Source organism: Chryseobacterium sp. CH21 (assembly GCF_004119445.1).
Lineage (GTDB): Bacteria > Bacteroidota > Bacteroidia > Flavobacteriales > Weeksellaceae > Chryseobacterium.
In genome coordinates, this window is sequence record NZ_QICI01000018.1 from 17,853 (window position 1) to 36,103 (window position 18,251).

At 35.7% G+C, this 18,251-nt stretch carries 13 protein-coding genes and 3 pseudogenes; 8 read left to right on the forward strand and 8 right to left on the reverse strand.

Annotated features, from left to right (window positions below):
- Positions 1 to 215: 215 nt before the first annotated feature.
- Positions 216 to 1,583 (forward strand): PQQ-dependent sugar dehydrogenase, encoded by a 1,368-nt coding sequence (locus tag BOQ62_RS02240; RefSeq protein WP_129036787.1) that lies wholly within the window; start codon positions 216 to 218, stop codon positions 1,581 to 1,583.
- 410 nt (positions 1,584 to 1,993) lie between these two features.
- Here BOQ62_RS02240 and hemN read toward each other — a convergent pair whose 3' ends face one another.
- From hemN to BOQ62_RS02260, 5 genes and pseudogenes are all read right to left on the reverse strand, one after another.
- On the reverse strand, positions 1,994 to 3,352 hold the full coding sequence (gene hemN / locus BOQ62_RS02245; protein ID WP_129036788.1) for an oxygen-independent coproporphyrinogen III oxidase: 1,359 nt from the start codon (positions 3,350 to 3,352) through the stop codon (positions 1,994 to 1,996).
- 311 nt (positions 3,353 to 3,663) lie between these two features.
- Positions 3,664 to 4,299 (reverse strand): hypothetical protein, encoded by a 636-nt coding sequence (locus BOQ62_RS02250; RefSeq protein WP_129036789.1) that lies wholly within the window; start codon positions 4,297 to 4,299, stop codon positions 3,664 to 3,666.
- A 62-nt stretch (positions 4,300 to 4,361) separates the two neighbouring features.
- A complete protein-coding gene (locus BOQ62_RS22835; protein ID WP_228413583.1) occupies positions 4,362 to 4,718 on the reverse strand; it encodes a sialidase family protein in 357 nt (118 codons plus the stop codon).
- Positions 4,719 to 4,762: 44 nt separating this feature from the next.
- Positions 4,763 to 5,374, reverse strand: a complete 612-nt coding sequence (locus BOQ62_RS22840) for a hypothetical protein (RefSeq protein ID WP_228413585.1) — start codon at positions 5,372 to 5,374, stop codon at positions 4,763 to 4,765.
- 48 nt (positions 5,375 to 5,422) lie between these two features.
- Positions 5,423 to 6,939 (reverse strand): annotated as a pseudogene (locus BOQ62_RS02260) (amino acid permease).
- 164 nt (positions 6,940 to 7,103) lie between these two features.
- Here BOQ62_RS02260 and pnuC point away from each other — a divergent pair.
- The 5 genes and pseudogenes from pnuC (at position 7,104) to BOQ62_RS02285 (ending at position 13,119) form a co-directional block, all read left to right on the forward strand.
- Positions 7,104 to 7,774, forward strand: a pseudogene (pnuC, locus tag BOQ62_RS02265) (nicotinamide riboside transporter PnuC).
- A gap of 4 nt (positions 7,775 to 7,778) precedes the next feature.
- Complete coding sequence (locus tag BOQ62_RS02270; protein WP_129036790.1) at positions 7,779 to 8,486, forward strand: hypothetical protein; 708 nt, start codon at positions 7,779 to 7,781, stop codon at positions 8,484 to 8,486.
- 89 nt (positions 8,487 to 8,575) lie between these two features.
- A complete protein-coding gene (gene dapF / locus BOQ62_RS02275) occupies positions 8,576 to 9,343 on the forward strand; it encodes a diaminopimelate epimerase (protein WP_129036791.1) in 768 nt (255 codons plus the stop codon).
- Positions 9,344 to 9,376: 33 nt separating this feature from the next.
- A pseudogene (gene mltG / locus BOQ62_RS24040) lies at positions 9,377 to 10,401 on the forward strand (endolytic transglycosylase MltG).
- A gap of 132 nt (positions 10,402 to 10,533) precedes the next feature.
- Positions 10,534 to 13,119, forward strand: a complete 2,586-nt coding sequence (locus BOQ62_RS02285) for a TonB-dependent receptor domain-containing protein (RefSeq protein ID WP_129036792.1) — start codon at positions 10,534 to 10,536, stop codon at positions 13,117 to 13,119.
- A 53-nt stretch (positions 13,120 to 13,172) separates the two neighbouring features.
- Here BOQ62_RS02285 and BOQ62_RS02290 read toward each other — a convergent pair whose 3' ends face one another.
- From BOQ62_RS02290 to BOQ62_RS02300, 3 genes are all read right to left on the reverse strand, one after another.
- The gene (locus BOQ62_RS02290; RefSeq protein WP_129036793.1) at positions 13,173 to 13,625 is read right to left on the reverse strand and encodes an adenylyltransferase/cytidyltransferase family protein; all 453 of its coding nucleotides are present in this window, start codon (positions 13,623 to 13,625) and stop codon (positions 13,173 to 13,175) included.
- A 147-nt stretch (positions 13,626 to 13,772) separates the two neighbouring features.
- Positions 13,773 to 14,795, reverse strand: a complete 1,023-nt coding sequence (gene galE, locus BOQ62_RS02295) for a UDP-glucose 4-epimerase GalE (protein WP_129036794.1) — start codon at positions 14,793 to 14,795, stop codon at positions 13,773 to 13,775.
- 466 nt (positions 14,796 to 15,261) lie between these two features.
- Positions 15,262 to 16,386 (reverse strand): DegT/DnrJ/EryC1/StrS family aminotransferase, encoded by a 1,125-nt coding sequence (locus BOQ62_RS02300; protein ID WP_105701586.1) that lies wholly within the window; start codon positions 16,384 to 16,386, stop codon positions 15,262 to 15,264.
- Between the two features lie 88 nt (positions 16,387 to 16,474).
- Here BOQ62_RS02300 and BOQ62_RS22855 point away from each other — a divergent pair, with 88 nt between their 5' ends.
- Both BOQ62_RS22855 and BOQ62_RS22860 read left to right on the forward strand, forming a co-directional pair.
- On the forward strand, positions 16,475 to 17,179 hold the full coding sequence (locus tag BOQ62_RS22855) for a hypothetical protein (protein ID WP_228413591.1): 705 nt from the start codon (positions 16,475 to 16,477) through the stop codon (positions 17,177 to 17,179).
- Between the two features lie 26 nt (positions 17,180 to 17,205).
- Entirely contained in the window at positions 17,206 to 18,075 is an 870-nt protein-coding gene (locus BOQ62_RS22860) for a S8/S53 family peptidase (RefSeq protein WP_228413593.1), read from the forward strand.
- Positions 18,076 to 18,251: the final 176 nt, after the last annotated feature.

Genomic DNA, 18,251 nt, shown 5'->3' on the forward strand with positions numbered 1-18,251 from the left:
TGTTATAACTACGTTAAATTAAGTCGGCAAATATAATGATTTTCTTGTATTTTATGAATTTTTAACAACAGAAATGGTTTATTTTCAGATATATTGGTATTGTGATTTCTATTTAAGATTTAACAATTTTTTCATACTATCATAGTGAAGTCTTCAAAATATGATTGGTATAAAATTTTCATTCACTTTTCCAACACACTAAACCTCAAAATATTATGAGAAAACTACTTTTTAGCATCAGTATTTTTTCTTCCTTAATTGTTAATTCTCAAAGCATTAATTTGGAAGAATTTGTTACAGGACTTACCAGCCCTGTAGAGATTACGAATGCCAATGACAGCCGGCTTTTTGTTGTACAGCAGAACGGTATCATTAAAATTATTCAACCCAACGGGACAATTAACGCAACAAATTTTCTGAACATTAGTTCGAAAATCATTTTTGGAGGTGAAAGAGGCCTTTTAGGATTGGCATTTCACCCACAATACACTACTAATGGATATTTTTTTGTGTATTATAACAATCCTGCAGGAAATATTATCGTTGCCAGGTACAGCGTAAGCTCAACAGATCCCAATGTGGCAGATCCTAATTCCGAAAAAATCCTGTTGAACATTCCCAAACCATTCGATAACCACAACGGAGGAAGTATTCATTTTGCTCCTGACGGAAAACTATGGATTATCACCGGAGACGGAGGAAGTGGCGGAGACCCGAATAATAATGCACAAAACAAAAATTCTTTGCTGGGAAAAATGCTGAGAATTGATGTAGATGCTACCGGACCTTACAATATTCCTCCCGACAATCCCTTTGCCGGAGCCGGTGTGGATGGTGCTGACGAAATTTGGGCCTATGGCCTCAGAAACGGATGGAAATTTTCTTTTGACCTTACTACAGGAAATGCCATGATAGCAGATGTAGGGCAAGGGGCGATAGAAGAAATCAACAAAATGCCTATTACGACTGCCGGATTAAACTATGGCTGGCGCTGCTACGAAGGAAATAATCCTTACAATACAACAGGCTGTGCAGCGCAAGCAACAATGACATTTCCCATTGCGGTATATGATCACTCTGGCGGCAAATGCTCCATCACAGGCGGCTATGTATACCGGGGAACACAGTATCCGTCTCTTCAGGGAAAATATTTCTTTGCTGATTACTGCTCTACCCAAATCGGGATTCTGGATACTAACAATGCCATCACCTGGATGCCTCCCTCTTCCGGAAACAACTTTTCTACTTTTGGAGAAGACTATCAAAAAGGATTGTATGTAGCCGCTGTAAATAGTGGAAAGATTTTTAAAATATCCACAGGAACTTTAGGGATTCAGGAAAATACTTTAGGAACTATAAAAATTTATCCTAATCCTGCTTCAAAAGAAATCTTTATTGATGGGGTTAAAGATAAAAAAGCAAGTCTGGAGATCATCAGTGCAGAGGGAAGAAAAGTGTTGGAAACTGATCAGATCATTAATGGTAAAGGAATTAATATTTCAGGGATTCCAGCCGGAGTTTATTTTATCAATCTGAAATCCGGAGAATTAAAATCTTTTAGCCAGAAATTAATTATTAAATAGTAATCATTTATTATAAACGCAACGAAACGCTAAGATATTTAAATTCTGTGAAAAGGATCGCGAAGGTGTTTCACTAAGCAAAAAACTTGCTAACACAATAGCTTTCCGAACAAAAAAGATAAAACAGCATTATAAAATCTTTGCGAACCTTGCGTTTAATTATTTTTAAATAAAGGAGTTGTTTAAACGATCAAAAAATATTGGATATTTCTTAAACCATTAAGAAGGATTTAAGCAGTAAAGCGTAGTTAAGTTAAGATAAATCATTCTGATTTTTAAGCTTAAAGCGAAACTCATCTTAATACTCTAAACACCTTAATACAATCTTAATGTTTCAAAAAAGTTTAAACAAGTTCAAAATAAGCCCATAGATCAATAAAAAAGCGGTTCAGATTTGAACCGCTTTTATTTTATATTGTCATTGAGAAAATTCTCGTTTCCGGTTTATTTCTCATCATTCTCAGGTCAAAAACCATGGCGACATTTCTTGTGAAAGCTCTTCCTTCTTCTGTAATTTTAATTTCAGTTCCGTTGATTTCAACCAAACCATCATTTTCCATTTCCTGCAGCATTTCCAATGCATTATCAAGCTCAGGGAAAGAATTATTAACGTCAAAAGTGGTTTCAAGCTGGCACATCAGATTTAGAATATGTCGTCTTACAATAAGATCTTCTTTATTCAGAACGTGTCCTTTTACAACGGGAATTTCGCCTTCTTCAACCATTTTCTGATATTCTTCCACTGTTTTTACATTCTGAGCAAATGCATACCAGGAATCTGAGATAGCAGACATCCCAAGACCTACCATCAGCTGAGTATTGCTGGAAGTATAGCCCATGAAGTTTCTGTGAAGTTTTTTATGGAGTAAAGACTGATATAGATCATCATGCTCAAGAGAGAAGTGATCCATCCCTACTTCAATATATCCTAAATCCTGAAGGAGTCTTTTACCATCTTCATACAAACGGCGTTTTTCTTCTCCACTTGGAAGGTCATTTTCATCAAAACCTCTCTGTCCAACTCCTTTCACCCATGGAACGTGCGCATAAGAATAGAATGCCAGTCTGTCTGGCTTCAGTTCCATTGTTTTTCTGATCGTGTGTTCCATTGCCTCCCAATTCTGGTGTGGCAATCCGAAAACAAGATCATGACTGATTCCTCTATAACCAATTTCTTTTGCCCATTCTGTAACATTTTTTACATTTTCAAAAGGCTGGATTCTGTTGATCGCTTTCTGAACTTTAGGATCGTAATCCTGAACTCCGAAGCTTACTCTTCTGAAGCCAAGGTCATATAAAGTCTGAAGATGTTCTTTTGTGGTATTGTTTGGATGCCCTTCAAAAGAAAATTCCGGATGTTCCGCAATGTCTACCGACGAAAAAATACCTTCCAACAATGTTCTTAAATTTTCAGGAGAAAAAAACGTAGGAGTTCCCCCTCCAAGGTGCAATTCTTTAAGTTTAGGTTTTTCGTTGAAAAGGTCAAGATAAAGTTTCCATTCTTTCAAAACACTTTCCAGATAAGGTATTTCAACGCTATGTTGTTTGGTAATACGCTTATGACATGCACAAAATGTACACAACGCCTCACAGAAAGGCAAATGGATATAAATAGAAATCCCCTCCTCTGCATTACTCTCATGAAAAGACCTGATTACGGTTTCCTTCCACTTTTCCGGTGAAAATGTAGATTCATCCCAATATGGAACGGTAGGATAAGAAGTGTAACGCGGCCCGGGAATATTATACTTATCTATTAAAGAGTTCATTTTGAAAATTAAATTTTATAAGGGTATGAAATTTAACATCATTCAAATTTCATCTTACAAAATTAACCATTAGTTATGAATTTTAACCTATGAATTATATTAGGTTCTATTTTATAATGAGTCTAAATACGCTTATTACTGAGTTTTAGGATATAATGATAAATTCTATTTCTTCTATTCAAAATTATAATTTCTTCAAACAGATAGAGCACTCCATGACTGAAGATCAGCAGTATCGCAATAAAAAACACCGAAGGAACTGCCTTCAGTGTTTTTGTATACTTTAATAGATTCAATGTATGAGTAAAGCCTTAAAATTCAAATATTTTTGCTCTCGAAAAATTATCATCCCACATAATAAAGTCATGTCCGGAAGGTGCAATTTCCGTGTCCTTAACAAGAGATGGATTAGAAGGGTATTTACCTGTTTTGGCATCCCATTTCAAATGTTTATACTTTTCATTGCCACTTATCAAAATCAAGTCATTCCACCCTGAAGTAATTCCTGCACTTCTGAAAACCGGAGGGTTCATTACTGTAAATCTGTTAATAAGCTTCAGATCATTGCTTAACAATAAAAAAGTACAGCCCCCACTTCCACAAAATGCTCTTCCGGAAAGCGAAATCAAATATTCATCTTTTTTATCATTATTAAGATCTACTGCATAAAAAGAAAACTTACGATCCTGTGCTTCAAGCGACGGCAGATCTGTTTTCAGATAATCCTGTAGATATAGCTTCAGCTTTTCAGCGGTTGCATTGTCTGTTGTTTCGGACTGGTAATCGGATTGTTCAGCAACTGTCTTTACAGAATCCTTAGTACTTCCTTCTTGAGAAGCAGCTAAGCTGTCTATTTTTACGGTTGCCTTTTCACTTTCTTTTTTGCAGGCAGAAAGCATAAGTACTACTGCAACAAAACCTGCCATCAGATGTTTATTTTTTATCATAACTAAGTATTTAAATTTACCATGATAAAGGTAATACCTTTTGCTAAATAATCTGCTTTGGATTAAAATTTTAATTTCAGGACTGCAATTCTGCTGTTTCCGGCAAAAACCACGGTACTGGCATCTGCCCATTCACAAACAAAAAAGCCTTTTTCATCAGAAATTTTCTTCCATGTCTTTCCAAAATCTGAAGAATAACTGATATGCCTGTCCCCTACCGCTATAATTTCTTTCCCTTTTGATCCTGGTTTAATTTTCACACAGGTTGTATAGCCTGCATTTTGGCCTGAAGCCTGAATCTGCCAGGTTTCACCACCGTCATGAGTAGTTGCGATATTATTGACGTTAGCTTCCTGTTTTGTATAATCACCTCCTGCTGCAATTCCAAAGTGGTCATCATAAAAATCTACAGAATACATTCCCTGAGAAGACTCTCCCTGTATAATGGGTGTATTAAAAACCTCTATTTTTCATCTTTCAGATTCATCCTCAAGATCCTTGAAGCTTTTCCTCCGGTTGCAATCCACATATATTTTTTAGTGGAGGAAATATTGGTATTACTGGCAGCAAAAGCGGCTTCGCCTTCGTTTAATCTTATATTATTCTTAAACATGTTCCATTTACCATTTTTGTAAACAGCCAACTTCAAAAGAAGGTCTTTATCGGAATCACTAAAGGTATAGGCCAATTGATCATTCACAAAATGTAAAGCATCATAAAAAGCTGTTTTGGCAGTATCTCTAAAAACAACCTGAGATTTCAGATCTTTTTTATCAATTTTAAAAAAACGTGCCGGACTTTCAATATTGATCGCATAAAAAGAGGTTTTATCCTGTGCTAATGTTCTGAACTGAAGTTTCTCTTCGGACAGCTTTATCTGCTTTTGATTCTTACTATCTTTAAAATCTACAAAGCCAAATTTGGAATCCGTCCCAGTGTACCAGACTTTATTATCATATAATTCAAGTGCTCTGATGCTGATCTTATCATTCAAAATTGTTTCAATACTTTCTACCTGTTGGGAAAATGCTGTAATTCCTAAAGACAGAGATAAAATGGAAAAAATCTTTTTCATATACATATTTTAAGACAAAAAAAACCGCCGAAGCGGTTTATATTGTTATTAATCTTGGTTTTGATATTTTTCAGGATTATTAAGTTTACTATTTGATTTTCCATAAAGGAAATATACTAAACCACCTAAAAATAGCCATACAGCTGAAAGTTCCAATGCATGAGCACTTAAGTTGAATATCAAATAAATATTGATAAATACTCCCAGTGCAACCACTATTTTGTAAGCCGGAACTTTGAAAGGTCTGATCAAATTAGGTTCTTTTTTTCTCATTACCCAAACAGCAATACAAACCAGTGTAAATGCAAACAGGGTTCCGAAACTTGTCATATCTGCCAATGTTGAAATTGGGGTAAATGCTGCAATTAACGCCACTACAATTCCTAACAAAATGATTCCTTTGTAAGGTGTTTTTGTTTTTGGGTGAAGCTGTCCGAAGAATCCAGGAATCAACCCGTCTTTTGCCATTCCGATGAAGATTCTTGACTGTCCCATCATCATTACCATTACTACAGAAATCAATCCTACAGTAGCTGCAATGGTTACTACATTACTCGCCCAGTGTTTTCCTGCAATTTCGAAAGCATAGGCTACAGGAGCTTTAATAGCATCCGGATATTTTCCTTCAGGATTAAAGTCTGTATAATGCATCATTCCTGTTAATACAAGAGATACACAGATATATAAAGCAGTACAGATCAATAGAGAAGCAATGATCGCGAAAGGCACATCTTTTTAGGATTAATAGCTTCACCAGCCTGTGTAGAAACAGCATCGAAACCGATATAAGCAAAGAAAATAGCTGCTGCTCCGGAAATAATCCCTTTAATACCATAAGCGGAAACCATATCCCCTTCAGAATTTTTGATCTTTATCGGATCCGGAATAAATGGCTTCCAGTTTTTCACTCCGTCTACGGCATTATATAGATCAGTATTAGAGAAAATGATATATACTCCTGCAATAATTACAAAGATAACAGCAGACGTTTTCATCAAAACAATCAGGTTATTAGCTCCTGCTGCTTCTTTCGTTCCCTTTACCAATAATGCAGTAATCAAAAGAACAAGAATAAATGCAGGCAGGTTCATAGAAAAACCGTCTCCGGTATAACTTGCCGGATCTGATGTAAGATAAGCAGGCAAATGAATATTAAAAATTTTCAAAAATTTGTTAAAATATCCGGACCAACTCACGGAAACAGCCATACTCGCCATGGCATACTCGAGGATGAGACACCATCCCATGGCCCATGCAAAAATTTCTCCTACCGTTCCATATGCATAAGCATAAGCGGAACCTTCTACAGGAATAATGGATGCAAACTCTGCATAGCACAATGCAGCAAAAACGCAGGCAATACCTGCTATAATAAAGGAAATTGCAAGTGCTGGTCCTGCATGATAATAGGCTCCTGTTCCGGTAAGAACAAAGATTCCACCACCGATTATAGCACCCACTCCAATTGCTGTTAAACTCCATTTTCCAAGGACTTTTTTCAGCTCACTTTTCTTCATATCTGCCTCATAGGCACTTAGTGGCTTCTTAACCCAAATTTTCGACATGTTTTTTTATTTATTAAGGATTTACGAAAATATAAAAAATTTAGAAACTCACACGTTAATCGTTAAACTTTCCTCATTTATTTTACATTAAAGGTTTAAAAAACTGAGCAACACATTATATAATCCATTTTAAAAAGTCCATATTTTTGCTTATTTTTGATTGCATGAATTTATATGATCTTTTTGTAAAGCCTTATGAAAGCTATGATTCTTTACAAATTACGTTGGAAGCATCAGGTGCAATTTTCGGAATACTGAGCGTATTTTTTCCATTAAGAAAAATATATGGGTATACCCTACCGGCATTATTTCAACGCTGATCTATGTATACCTTCTTTTCAATGCCGGGCTTCTGGGAGACTGTATGATTAACGTCTACTATACTGTCATGAGTATTTATGGCTGGGTTCTATGGGCAAGAAATTCTGAAGATAGCATTCATGTGGATGTTAATTGGGCTACCAAAAAGGAATGGATTTATGCCAGCATACTTTTTATATTAAGCCTCGCAATGGTTACTCTTATTTATTATTATAAACCTTATATTGATCATAAGTTTTCTATGGAAGGAACCAATTTAGGTTTGTATCATCTCGACTGGGCAAACTGGATGGATGTTTTTACCACTTCAATATTTTTAGCAGGAATGTGGTTTATGGCCAAACAGCGCATTGAAAGCTGGGTTTTCTGGATTATTGGGGATCTTATTTGCATCCCTATGATGATTTTTAAGGGACTTGGTATCACTTCGGTTCAATATTTGGTATTTACTATAATGGCTATCTTAGGGTACGTCAATTGGAAAAAAAGTTTTAAAGAAAAAAAAGTACAATAAAGTCATGAAAAATTTATTTAAAATAGCAGTCAGTATTTTTGCTATTACCAGTTTAACATCTTGTTTAGCATATACCGATGGATACGGAAGCAATAGCGGAGGTTATGGATATGGTGATCCCTATTATAACAACGGATATTACTATGCTCCTTCCGGATATTACGGAAGCGGAGGATATTATGGTAATGACGGCTATTATTACAGAAATAATGTTAATTACTACTATGATAGCGGTGTGCCTTATTATTATGACACCTACAACAACTCCAGAAGAAAAGTATATGTAGAAAGGAGATCTTCCAGTTCTTCAAGACCTGAGAACGGATTCCAGAATACACGTACTACCAACAGCAATGGTTCTTACAACAATGGAGGTGGCTTCAATAATGGTACCCGAAACAACAATGGCGGATTCAGAAACCAAAACAGCGGTTATCAGAATAACCAGGGAAATCAGAATAACCAAAGCGGTGGATTCAGAAACCAGAACAGCGGCGGATTCAGAAATCAAAGCAGCGGTTCTCAGAATACTCAGGGAAGCCAGGGTACACAGAACAACAGTGGATTCAGAAACCAAAACAGCAGCGGCGGTTTCAGAAATTCTGAAAGCAGTACAAGATCAGAGTCTTCCAGCGGTGGATTCAGAAACAGTTCAAGCAGCCAAAGCAGTGGTTCTACAAGACAACAGAGCAGCGGAGGCGGCTTTAGATAAAACGATTATAAATAAGGAAACGAACAGCTAACACTGTTCGTTTTTCATTTAAAATATAGTAATTTTGCTTCTTCATTTAACAAAAAAATATGGAATTTTATAAATATCAGGGAACAGGGAATGATTTTGTAATGGTGGACAACCGTGATCTGCAATTTACTAAAGATAAAGACAGTATTGAAAAACTATGTGACAGACGTTTTGGGATAGGAGCTGATGGTCTGATTCTATTGGAAAACGAGTCAAACTATGATTTTAAAATGGTCTACTACAATTCTGACGGTGGAGAAAGCACGATGTGTGGAAACGGAGGAAGATGTCTTGTAGCTTTTGCTTTTTTCCTTGACCTATTTGAAGATAAATGCAAATTCATAGCAACAGATGGTGAACATGAAGCAGAAATTCACAACGGGATCATTAAATTAAAAATGATCAATGTAGACACTGTTTCCCATGATGGAAATGATTTTGTTTTGAACACCGGGTCTCCCCACTATGTAAAATATGTAGACAACCTGAAAGATTATCACGTTTATGACGAAGGATATGGAATCAGAAATTCTGAAACTTACAAAGAAAAAGGAATCAATGTGAACTTTGTAGAAAAAATTTCTGATGATGAAATTTTTGTAAGAACCTATGAACGAGGCGTTGAGGATGAAACTTACAGTTGCGGAACAGGAGTTACAGCTTCTGCTTTAACTTTTCTACAAAAACATAATCTAACCTCTGTAAAAGTTAAAACTTTAGGCGGAAATCTTAAGGTATATGCTGAAAAAAGCGGAGACGCATTCCAGAATATATGGCTGGAAGGTCCTGCAAAGCAAGTTTTTAGAGGTAAAACAGATCTTCTTTAAAAACAAGAAACTTTTAATCAACATTTATATAGAATGAAAAAAGCTATTCTCATTATCATTCTGCTGGTTTTTGTAGTGGCAGGATTTTTTGGTTTGAGATTTTATAATAAATATTTAGGAAACAACGTAGAAAAGGAAGGGTATGTTCTGATTCCTCATAGAGCAGGTTTTAAACAGATCATGGATTCTATTGCTCCTTATATTAAAGACAAAGAATCTTTTGAAGCGGTGGCTAAGGAAAAAGGTCTTGATACCAATTTTAAAGCAGGACGGTATTACATCCAGAGCGGAACAGGGAATAAAAACCTTGTCAATATGATCAAAGCTGGTAATCAGACCGCAAATTCTTATAGAATCGGAGATTTTGGAGATATGTATCAGATGATTGGGAAGGTTTCCAAAAAACGGAAATTGATTCATTACATTTTGTAAAAGATCTGGATGCTGTGGCACAGGAGAAAGGCTATAAAAATGTTGAAGATTTAAAAAAGTATTTTTTCATCGATACTTATAATTTTTTCTGGACGGTAAGTCCGAGAGAATTTTTTGCCAAGTTCGAAAATCAGTATAATGATTTCTGGACGAGTGAAAGAAAAAATAAAGAACAGCAGTCTGGCCTTACAAGAGATCAGATTTATGCCCTTGCTTCTATTGTTTATAAAGAATCCGGAGGAAAAAAAGATGAAATGAAAACAATTGCAGGATTATATTTAAACCGTTACAGAAAAGGAATGAAACTTCAGTCTGATCCTACGGTAATTTATGCAATTAATAAACAGACTAATTTTAAAGAACCTATAAAAAGAGTATTATATAAGCATTTATCTACACCATCACCTTACAATACTTACGCCAATGCAGGTATTCCTCCGGGACCGATCTGTGTAGTGGATAAGAATTCAATAGATGCTGTTTTAAATGCTGAAAACAACAATTATATATTTATGTGTGCTGATCCGACAAGATTTGGATACCACAAGTTTACGGCAAGTGCTGAAGAACATGCTGTGAATGCAAAGGCTTACCAAGACTGGCTCAACTCAAAAAATATAAAATAGGCATAGAAAGCACCTGAAAATTTAAACAGTTATAAAAAAACATACAACCATAATGTTTTGAAGATCAAATTGATATGGATATTCAAAATATTAAGGGTTATTCTTTCACGATCTTATACAAAAAAATAACCTATGAAGAATAAGACAGAAATTGTCAATATTTTCACCAGAAAAACTTTAGGACTTACGTTTGTACTTTCAGCGGCAGCATTGGCTTTTGCACAGGAGAAAGCTGGAGTTTCAGGGACTATTGTCAACAAAAAAAATCAGCCGGTTCCTTATGCTTCTGTAACTTTCAGTAACAAAACCAACAAAACATTAAGTGATGCTGTATTGACAGATGAAAAGGGACAGTACAAGCTTCAGCTGATGCCGGGAGATTATGATATTACAGTAGAAGCTATTGATTACAAAAAAAGTGTAGTCAGTAAAAATATTGCAGCAGCAGGTAATATCGGAGCTTTATCTATTGAAGCAGAGGCTACCTCTACTGTTGATGGTAAAACAAAAGAAATACAAGGTGTTGTCATCACAGCCGCAGCTACTAAAGCTTATAAAGTTGAGCTTGATAAGAAAACATATGATCCTTCCCAGGACATCGTGAGTAAAGGAGGAAATCTTCAGGATGTTTTAACCAATGTTCCTTCGGTTTCTGTAGATACAGACGGAACGGTTTCTATGAGAGGAAATTCCAATGTGAAATTTTTGATCAACGGAAAGCCATCTTCCCTTCTTGGAATAGATGATGGGGCCAATGCCCTGCAAAGTATTCCGGCAGATCAGATTGAAAGAATTGAAGTCATTACCAATCCTTCTTCTAAATTTGAAGCAAGCGGAACAGCAGGGATACTGAATATTATTCTTAAAAAGGATAAAAAAATGGGATTCAATGGTACTGTAACCGGTACGTTAGGCTATCTTCCAAGAACCAATTTAAATGCTAATCTTAACTGGAGAAAAGGTAACTGGACCTGGTTTTTAAATGGCGGCGGCGGTTATCAGAAGAATGAAAGTACCATGAAGAATACCACTACCAGAAAGGATGATATTGGCAGTCTTTCTTCTGAGGCATTCCCTTTTACACAGTATTCCCAACAAAATGGTAAAACGACAAGAGAAAGTGACACCTACAATGTTACTGCAGGTTTTACACATGATTTCAGTGATAAGACTTCCATCAATTTCTCCGGAATGATCAGAAGTTTTGATACGGATCAGACAGGTCTTAATGCTTATAATGAAAGGCTATACACTAGTCCAACTTCTGGTGTAATGAATGTTTTAAGAGATAGGAACAGCTATGGAAACAATAAAAACCTGGCTACCCAGTTTGATTTTGGAATTGATCAGAAAATTGGAGATAACGGGCAGCTAATATCAGCATCTGCAAGTTACCAGACAAATAAAACTGATGGAACCAACCAAATTGTTCAAAAAACATTTTTTAACAATATTTTACAGCCAAACGGTGTTATTAATAATGTAATTACAGACTCCAAAACTGATACATTCATCGGAAAAATAGATTATGAACTTCCCATAGGAGAAAAATCTAAATTAGAAGCTGGAGCACGTTATGATTATAATAGAAATACCTATAATTATTTTGTAGATCAAAGTGATAACGGACAGCCTGCTTACACAAGATATGATTTTACAAGTAACACAGTATATTCTGAAAAGATTTTAGGTGTTTATGCACAATTTAAAAGTAAAATCGGAGAAAAATTTGCTTATCAGTTAGGATTAAGAAGTGAAACCTCAAAAATTGATGTGAACTTCCAGAATTATGATGTAAACGGAAACCCTGCAAACACCCCGGAAGTCAATAAAAACTATACTAAATTCTTCCCTTCTGTATTTTTAAGCTATGACCTGGCTAAGAATAACCAGATTTTGTTAAATTATTCAAGAAGAATCAATCGTCCCAGAGCTTTTTCTTTGATTCCTTTCATGTCTTTTGATGATGACAGAAACTATTTCAGAGGAAATCCTAACCTAAACCCAACCTACGAAAACTCTTTTGAGTTAGGATATAACCTTTCGAATAAAAAGATTACATTCAACCCTACTTTGTATTTCAGGAAATCTGAAGACGAACAAAACAGATATCAGTACATAGATCAGACAGGAGCTGTGAACACAATTCCTTTCAACGTAGGTACAGAAACCAACTACGGTTTAGATTTGAATGGAACTTATGATCCTTTCAACTGGTGGAAAATAATGCTTTCTGCTGACCTTTATGGATATAAAAACACAGGAAGCTATAACTTATTCCCTGATAATCCAAAAACCTTAAATGACTTTTCAGGTTCCGGTTTCTCATATAGACTCCGTTTTAATAATACCTTCAAGCCTACAAAGAATTTAAGTTTCCAAATTCAAAGTTTCTATAGAGCTGCTGAGAAAACAGCTATGAACAACCGTAAAGCCATGTATGGTGTAGATTTAGGTGTAAGCCAGACCATCTGGAAAGGAAACGGAATTATCGGATTCAATATCAGAGATATCTTTAATACAAGAAAGATGAAAAACTACTCTGATAACGCTCAGTTTACCAGAGAAATGGAGATGCAGTGGCAGCCGAGACAATTCGCATTGTCTTTCACTTACAAATTTAAACAAGGTGAAAAGGTTGATACTAAACCAAAAACTAAAAAAGATATTAACTCCAATACTAAAGGAGACGAAGAACAGGGCGGTGGTCCAATGTAATATGCGGTACAATAAAAATCCCGAAAAGTACTTTTCGGGATTTTTTATGATTGTTATTTTACAGGTTCTGCTTTGGCATCTTTTTCTTTTTCAGCTTCATAGATCCTTCTTCTCAGATCGCTGGTAGAAAACCTATGATCTCTTTTGTTGTAAAAGATTTCAATTCCTTTTTCTTCACAGTATTGTTTACCTGTAAAGTCTCTGTCCATATAATCATCCCCGATGATTCTTACATCAATCACAAATGATTTTAAAATATCCAGCAGGTCTTCTTCTGTATAATAAGGGATGATCTCATCTACCGCATTCACTGCTTTCAGTTGAATATACCTTTCAACAATAGTCTGGCTTGGCTTATTTTTGTTGGGACGATCGTGAGACGGGTCGATCTGAAGCCCGACGATTAAATAGTCACATACAGTTTTAGCTTCTTCAAGCATTTTGATATGCCCTGCATGCAATAAGTCAAATGAGGAAAATGTAATACCTATTCTTTGTGTCTTCATATTAATTTAAAATTAAAACTTCACTGAAATGCATAATCTTTTAAAAGGATAAAAGACAGAAAATTCAGGGAAGATGTGTTTTGTAATTTGTTTATAAAATCATTTTAAAAATTGTTCTTTCATATACCAGGAATATCATCACTGAAACTAAGAGTTCCTTGTATTCAGATATTTCTGCCATTCCCAAACTGTTTTTAAAGATTCTTCCAGAGGCGTTTCAGACTTCCAGTTAAGCTCTTTCTCTGCTTTTTCAGGATTGGCATAAGCAATTGTAATATCTCCTTCCCTTCTGTCGCAAATCTGATAAGGCACTTCTACGTTATTTGCCTTTTCAAAAGCTTTTACTACTTCCAGTACAGATGAGCCTTTTCCTGTTCCCAAATTGTAAATATCTATAACGGTCTCAGATGAAGAATCTCCTATCAGTTTCTTTAATGCTGCAACATGCGCTTTTGCGAGGTCAACCACATAAATATAATCACGAACTGCTGTTCCGTCCTGTGTTGGATAATCATCTCCCCAAACACTTAATTTCTCACGTATTCCTGCAGCAGTCTGCATCACATAAGGTACCAGATTATCAGGAACCCCTATTGGTAATTCTCCCAATTTTGCAGATGGATGGGCACCAATTGGATTAAAATATCTTAATACCGAAATTTTACGGTGATACGCTGTTGCAAAATCAATCAGGATCTGCTCCCCCATTTGCTTTGTCTTCCCATACACGCTTTCAGGCATTTTCAACGGTGCGTTTTCATCTATAGGCATTACATCAGCCTGTCCGTATACGGTACATGATGAGCTGAAAATAAAGTTGGAGATTTCTCTTGTTTTAAACTCCTGAAGAATATTAATCAATGAGAACAAATTATTTTCATAATAATCTACAGGCTTCAGCTGGCTCTCTCCTACTGCTTTTGAAGCTGCAAAATTGATACAGCCATCAATCTGATGGGCATCAAAAACCTGGGTAAGAAGCTCTTTTCTTCTTAAATCAAAAGGATAAAAAACAGGTTTCTTTCCTGTAATTTCTTCAATATTTTTTAATATAAACCTCTCTGAATTGGATAAATCATCTACAATAACAACTTCAAAGCCATTATTAAGGAGTTCTACAACAGTGTGAGAACCAATATACCCAAGACCTCCGGTAACAAGTATTGTCATTCTTTCTATTTTAATTCTTTGTGTTTTTCTTAATCTTTGTGTTTTCCTATATCATCTAATTCTAGGAACTGTACTTTTTTATTTCTGAAGACATTTGTTATCAAAAGAAAAAATGATATGATGGAAAAAGTGAAAAAAAATTTAAAAGTATCACCCTCCTCAAACGATTTTTCAATCAAAATTTTAATAAATCCTAAAACAAAAAAGAATAGAATCAGAATATAACTAATATTTAAATAAAGAATAGCTTTTCTGTTTCTAAATAAAAGTAAAATTAAGCTTAAAAATGTGCTTATAAATATTGACACAGCAAAGAGAAAAATAAAATTCTGTACGGAGAATATCTGCTCAAAGCCTATTTCAATAAATGAGTCATAAGTACCATAGCCAAATAAAAACAGTAAAAACAGTTCAAATAGAAATATCACTATTCCAACTATTCTATATTTAAATATCCTATTTTTCATTACCCCATAAACTCAAGCACTGCATCCGTAATATACTTCAGCTGCTCTTCGTCTAATTCTGTATGCATTGGTAAAGAAATTACCTGATCCAAAAGCTTATCTGTATTCACAAAGTCTGCAGCATTACTTTCCTGGAAGTACGCTTTTTGCTTTCTCAATGCTACCGGATAATAGATCATTGCAGGAATTTCTTTTTCAGTTAAAAACTTCTGAAGTTCATTGCGTTTTCCGTTCAGGATTCTTAAAGTATACTGGTGGAATACATGAGTAGAATTCTCTGCTCTTTTGGGAGTAAGAATATTCGGGTTTCCTTCGAATGCTTCATCATAAAAATCTGCAGCTCTTCTTCTTGCTTCGTTGTAAGAATCAAGATGAGGAAGTTTTTTTCTTAAAACGGCAGCCTGAATACTATCCAGACGGGAGTTTACCCCTACCTCATCGTGATAGTATCTTTCATACATTCCATGGTTTACAATTCCTCTTAAACGGTGTGCAAGCTCGTCATTATTGGTAAAAATAGCTCCTCCGTCTCCGTAGCATCCCAAATTTTTGGAAGGGAAGAAAGAAGTTGTTCCTACCGTAGACATTGTTCCTGCCTGCTTTACAGTTCCGTCAGAGAATGTATATTCTGAACCGATAGCCTGAGCGTTGTCTTCAATAACATATAAATTGTGCTCTTCAGCAATTTTCAAAATCTCTTCCATATTCGCACACTGTCCGAAAATGTGTACCGGAATAATCGCTTTTGTTCTTGGTGTAATTGCTTTTTTAATCTGCTCTGTAGAAATCGTGAAAGTATCGTAATCCACATCTACCAATACAGATTTTAATTTAAGCAGATGAATTACTTCTACTGTTGCCGCAAAAGTAAAATCAGCTGTAATAATTTCGTCTCCTTCTTTCAGATCTAAAGCCATCAGGGCAATCTGTAATGCATCTGTACCATTGGCACATGGAATCACATGTTTTACTTCTAAATAAGACTCCAATTCATTCTGGAAAGACTTTACTTCAGGACCGTTAATAAATGCCGCAGAATCCATTACATTCAAAACCGCATTGTCTACATCATTCTTTATTTTGTAATACTGACTCTGCAAGTCAACCATCTGAATTTTTTTCATATAATAAATATTTCTGTAAAAATAAGGAATTTAATATCCGATCAAAAATTTTATTGATTTTGTTTTTATCTTTATAGAAATTATTCTTATGAAAAAACTTTTACTCTTTTGTTTCCTAACGGGTTATCTTCATGTTTCTGCCCAAACAGAACTTGTTTTTGTTTACTTTACGGATAAGCCTAATAAAGCGGCGTTTTATGCCAATCCGTTGTCTGAACTCAGCCAAAAATCACTCAACAGGCGTACTACACTGGGAATTCCGCTTAATGATCAGGATGCCCCTATTGAACAGGCTTATCTTCAGAATCTTCAAAATTTAGGATTTACAGTTACAGATTATTCAAAATGGCTTAATGGAGCAGCGGTAAATGCTACTCCTGCTCAAAAAACATTGCTGCAGGCACAGCCTTTTGTTTTGTCCATAGAAAGTTTTGCAAGAAACAGTTCAACTACTGTAAAAGTAACACCCGGAAAATGGAAAGACGATGCTAGTATCAATAAAATCCTTACCACTTTTAATTATGGTTCCGGTGCAGGACAGATTGATCAGGTTAATATACGGCCTCTTCACCTTGCAGGTTTTACCGGAACAGGAATTTCCATTGCCGTGATTGATTCAGGATTTCCAACAGTAAATACAGGAACAGCCTTTTCGAGATTATGGACGGGCAACCATATTAAAGCTACTTATGATTTTGTTACCAAAACCGGAGACGTATACAATACTTCCCTCAATGGTCATGGCTCTGTTGTTTTAGGGGCTATCGGAGGGTATCTTGAAGATACTTTGTAGGTGCTGCACCTGATGCTGATTTCTATTTGTACCGTAGTGAGAACGCAGCTGTAGAAGTTCCTGAAGAAGAGTTATACTGGATTGAAGCAGCCGAAGAAGCAGACCGAAAAGGGGTGGAAATCATTACCTCATCATTGGGGTACAATGTTTTTGATGACAGCCGTTACAATTATACTTATGCCAATATGAATGGAAATACTTCTTTCATTGCCCGCGGAGCAGGTATTGCTGCTGAAAAAGGAATTTTTGTTCTTGCCGCTGCGGGTAATTCAGGACAACAGCCATGGCATTACCTTATGACACCCTCTGATAATGCTAAAGTATTTTCTATCGGATCTGTAGATTCTGCAGGAACGGCATCCGGATTTTCTTCTTTCGGACCGAATTCTCTTGGTGTGGTAAAGCCTGATGGAAGTACTCAGGGTACTGGTACCACAACGGTCTATGATAATGCAACTCTTATCGTAAACGGAACCTCCATTGCTACTCCTATTGCTGCCGGAGGTGTAGCATGTCTTATCCAGGCATTCCCAACAATGAACAGAGAGCAGATGAGAACAAGGTTGAGACAGACTGCTTCTCTTTATCCTGCTTCTTCAGATCAGATAGGATATGGAATTCTTAATTTCGGGAGCTTATATAATCTCGTTCTGAACACTTCTGAAATGGTGAAAAAAGAAAAGTTCTCTATCTTTCCCAATCCTGCTAAAAACATTCTGAATGTAGCATCGGAACAAGAGATTCAGTCATTGGAAGTTTATGATAATCTGGGAAGATCCATCAGAAAAAGCAGCAACCAAAAATCTATCAAAGTGGAGGATTTTGCAAAAGGAACTTATTATCTGAAAATTCAGACGAAGGATAAGGTTTTGTACGAAAAATTCTTAAAAGAATAATTTTTTATTTCCCGCTGATTATTCAGATTGAGCAGATTTATTACAACATAAACATCTGTGTGATCTGCGTAATCTGCGTGAGATATTCTTGTAAAACTGGTTGCAACCTATTTTGGCTAAAGCCTGTGGATGGGTCAATAAAAAAGAATGGGCTAAAGCCCATTCCTATTGATATC

Excerpts from the sequence above, each read along its gene's own strand:
- BOQ62_RS02250 (WP_129036789.1), bottom strand. The coding sequence starts at position 4,299 with ATGATAAAAAATAAACATCTGATGGCAGGTTTTGTTGCAGTAGTACTT.
- BOQ62_RS02240 (WP_129036787.1), top strand. The coding sequence starts at position 216 with ATGAGAAAACTACTTTTTAGCATCAGTATTTTTTCTTCCTTAATTGTT.
- BOQ62_RS22835 (WP_228413583.1), bottom strand. The coding sequence starts at position 4,718 with ATGTATTCTGTAGATTTTTATGATGACCACTTTGGAATTGCAGCAGGA.
- BOQ62_RS02290 (WP_129036793.1), bottom strand. The coding sequence starts at position 13,625 with ATGAAGACACAAAGAATAGGTATTACATTTTCCTCATTTGACTTATTG.
- dapF (WP_129036791.1), top strand. The coding sequence starts at position 8,576 with ATGGAATTTTATAAATATCAGGGAACAGGGAATGATTTTGTAATGGTG.
- BOQ62_RS22855 (WP_228413591.1), top strand. The coding sequence starts at position 16,475 with ATGAAAAAACTTTTACTCTTTTGTTTCCTAACGGGTTATCTTCATGTT.
- BOQ62_RS02270 (WP_129036790.1), top strand. The coding sequence starts at position 7,779 with ATGAAAAATTTATTTAAAATAGCAGTCAGTATTTTTGCTATTACCAGT.
- hemN (WP_129036788.1), bottom strand. The coding sequence starts at position 3,352 with ATGAACTCTTTAATAGATAAGTATAATATTCCCGGGCCGCGTTACACT.
- BOQ62_RS02285 (WP_129036792.1), top strand. The coding sequence starts at position 10,534 with ATGAAGAATAAGACAGAAATTGTCAATATTTTCACCAGAAAAACTTTA.
- BOQ62_RS22840 (WP_228413585.1), bottom strand. The coding sequence starts at position 5,374 with ATGAAAAAGATTTTTTCCATTTTATCTCTGTCTTTAGGAATTACAGCA.
- galE (WP_129036794.1), bottom strand. The coding sequence starts at position 14,795 with ATGACAATACTTGTTACCGGAGGTCTTGGGTATATTGGTTCTCACACT.
- BOQ62_RS02300 (WP_105701586.1), bottom strand. The coding sequence starts at position 16,386 with ATGAAAAAAATTCAGATGGTTGACTTGCAGAGTCAGTATTACAAAATA.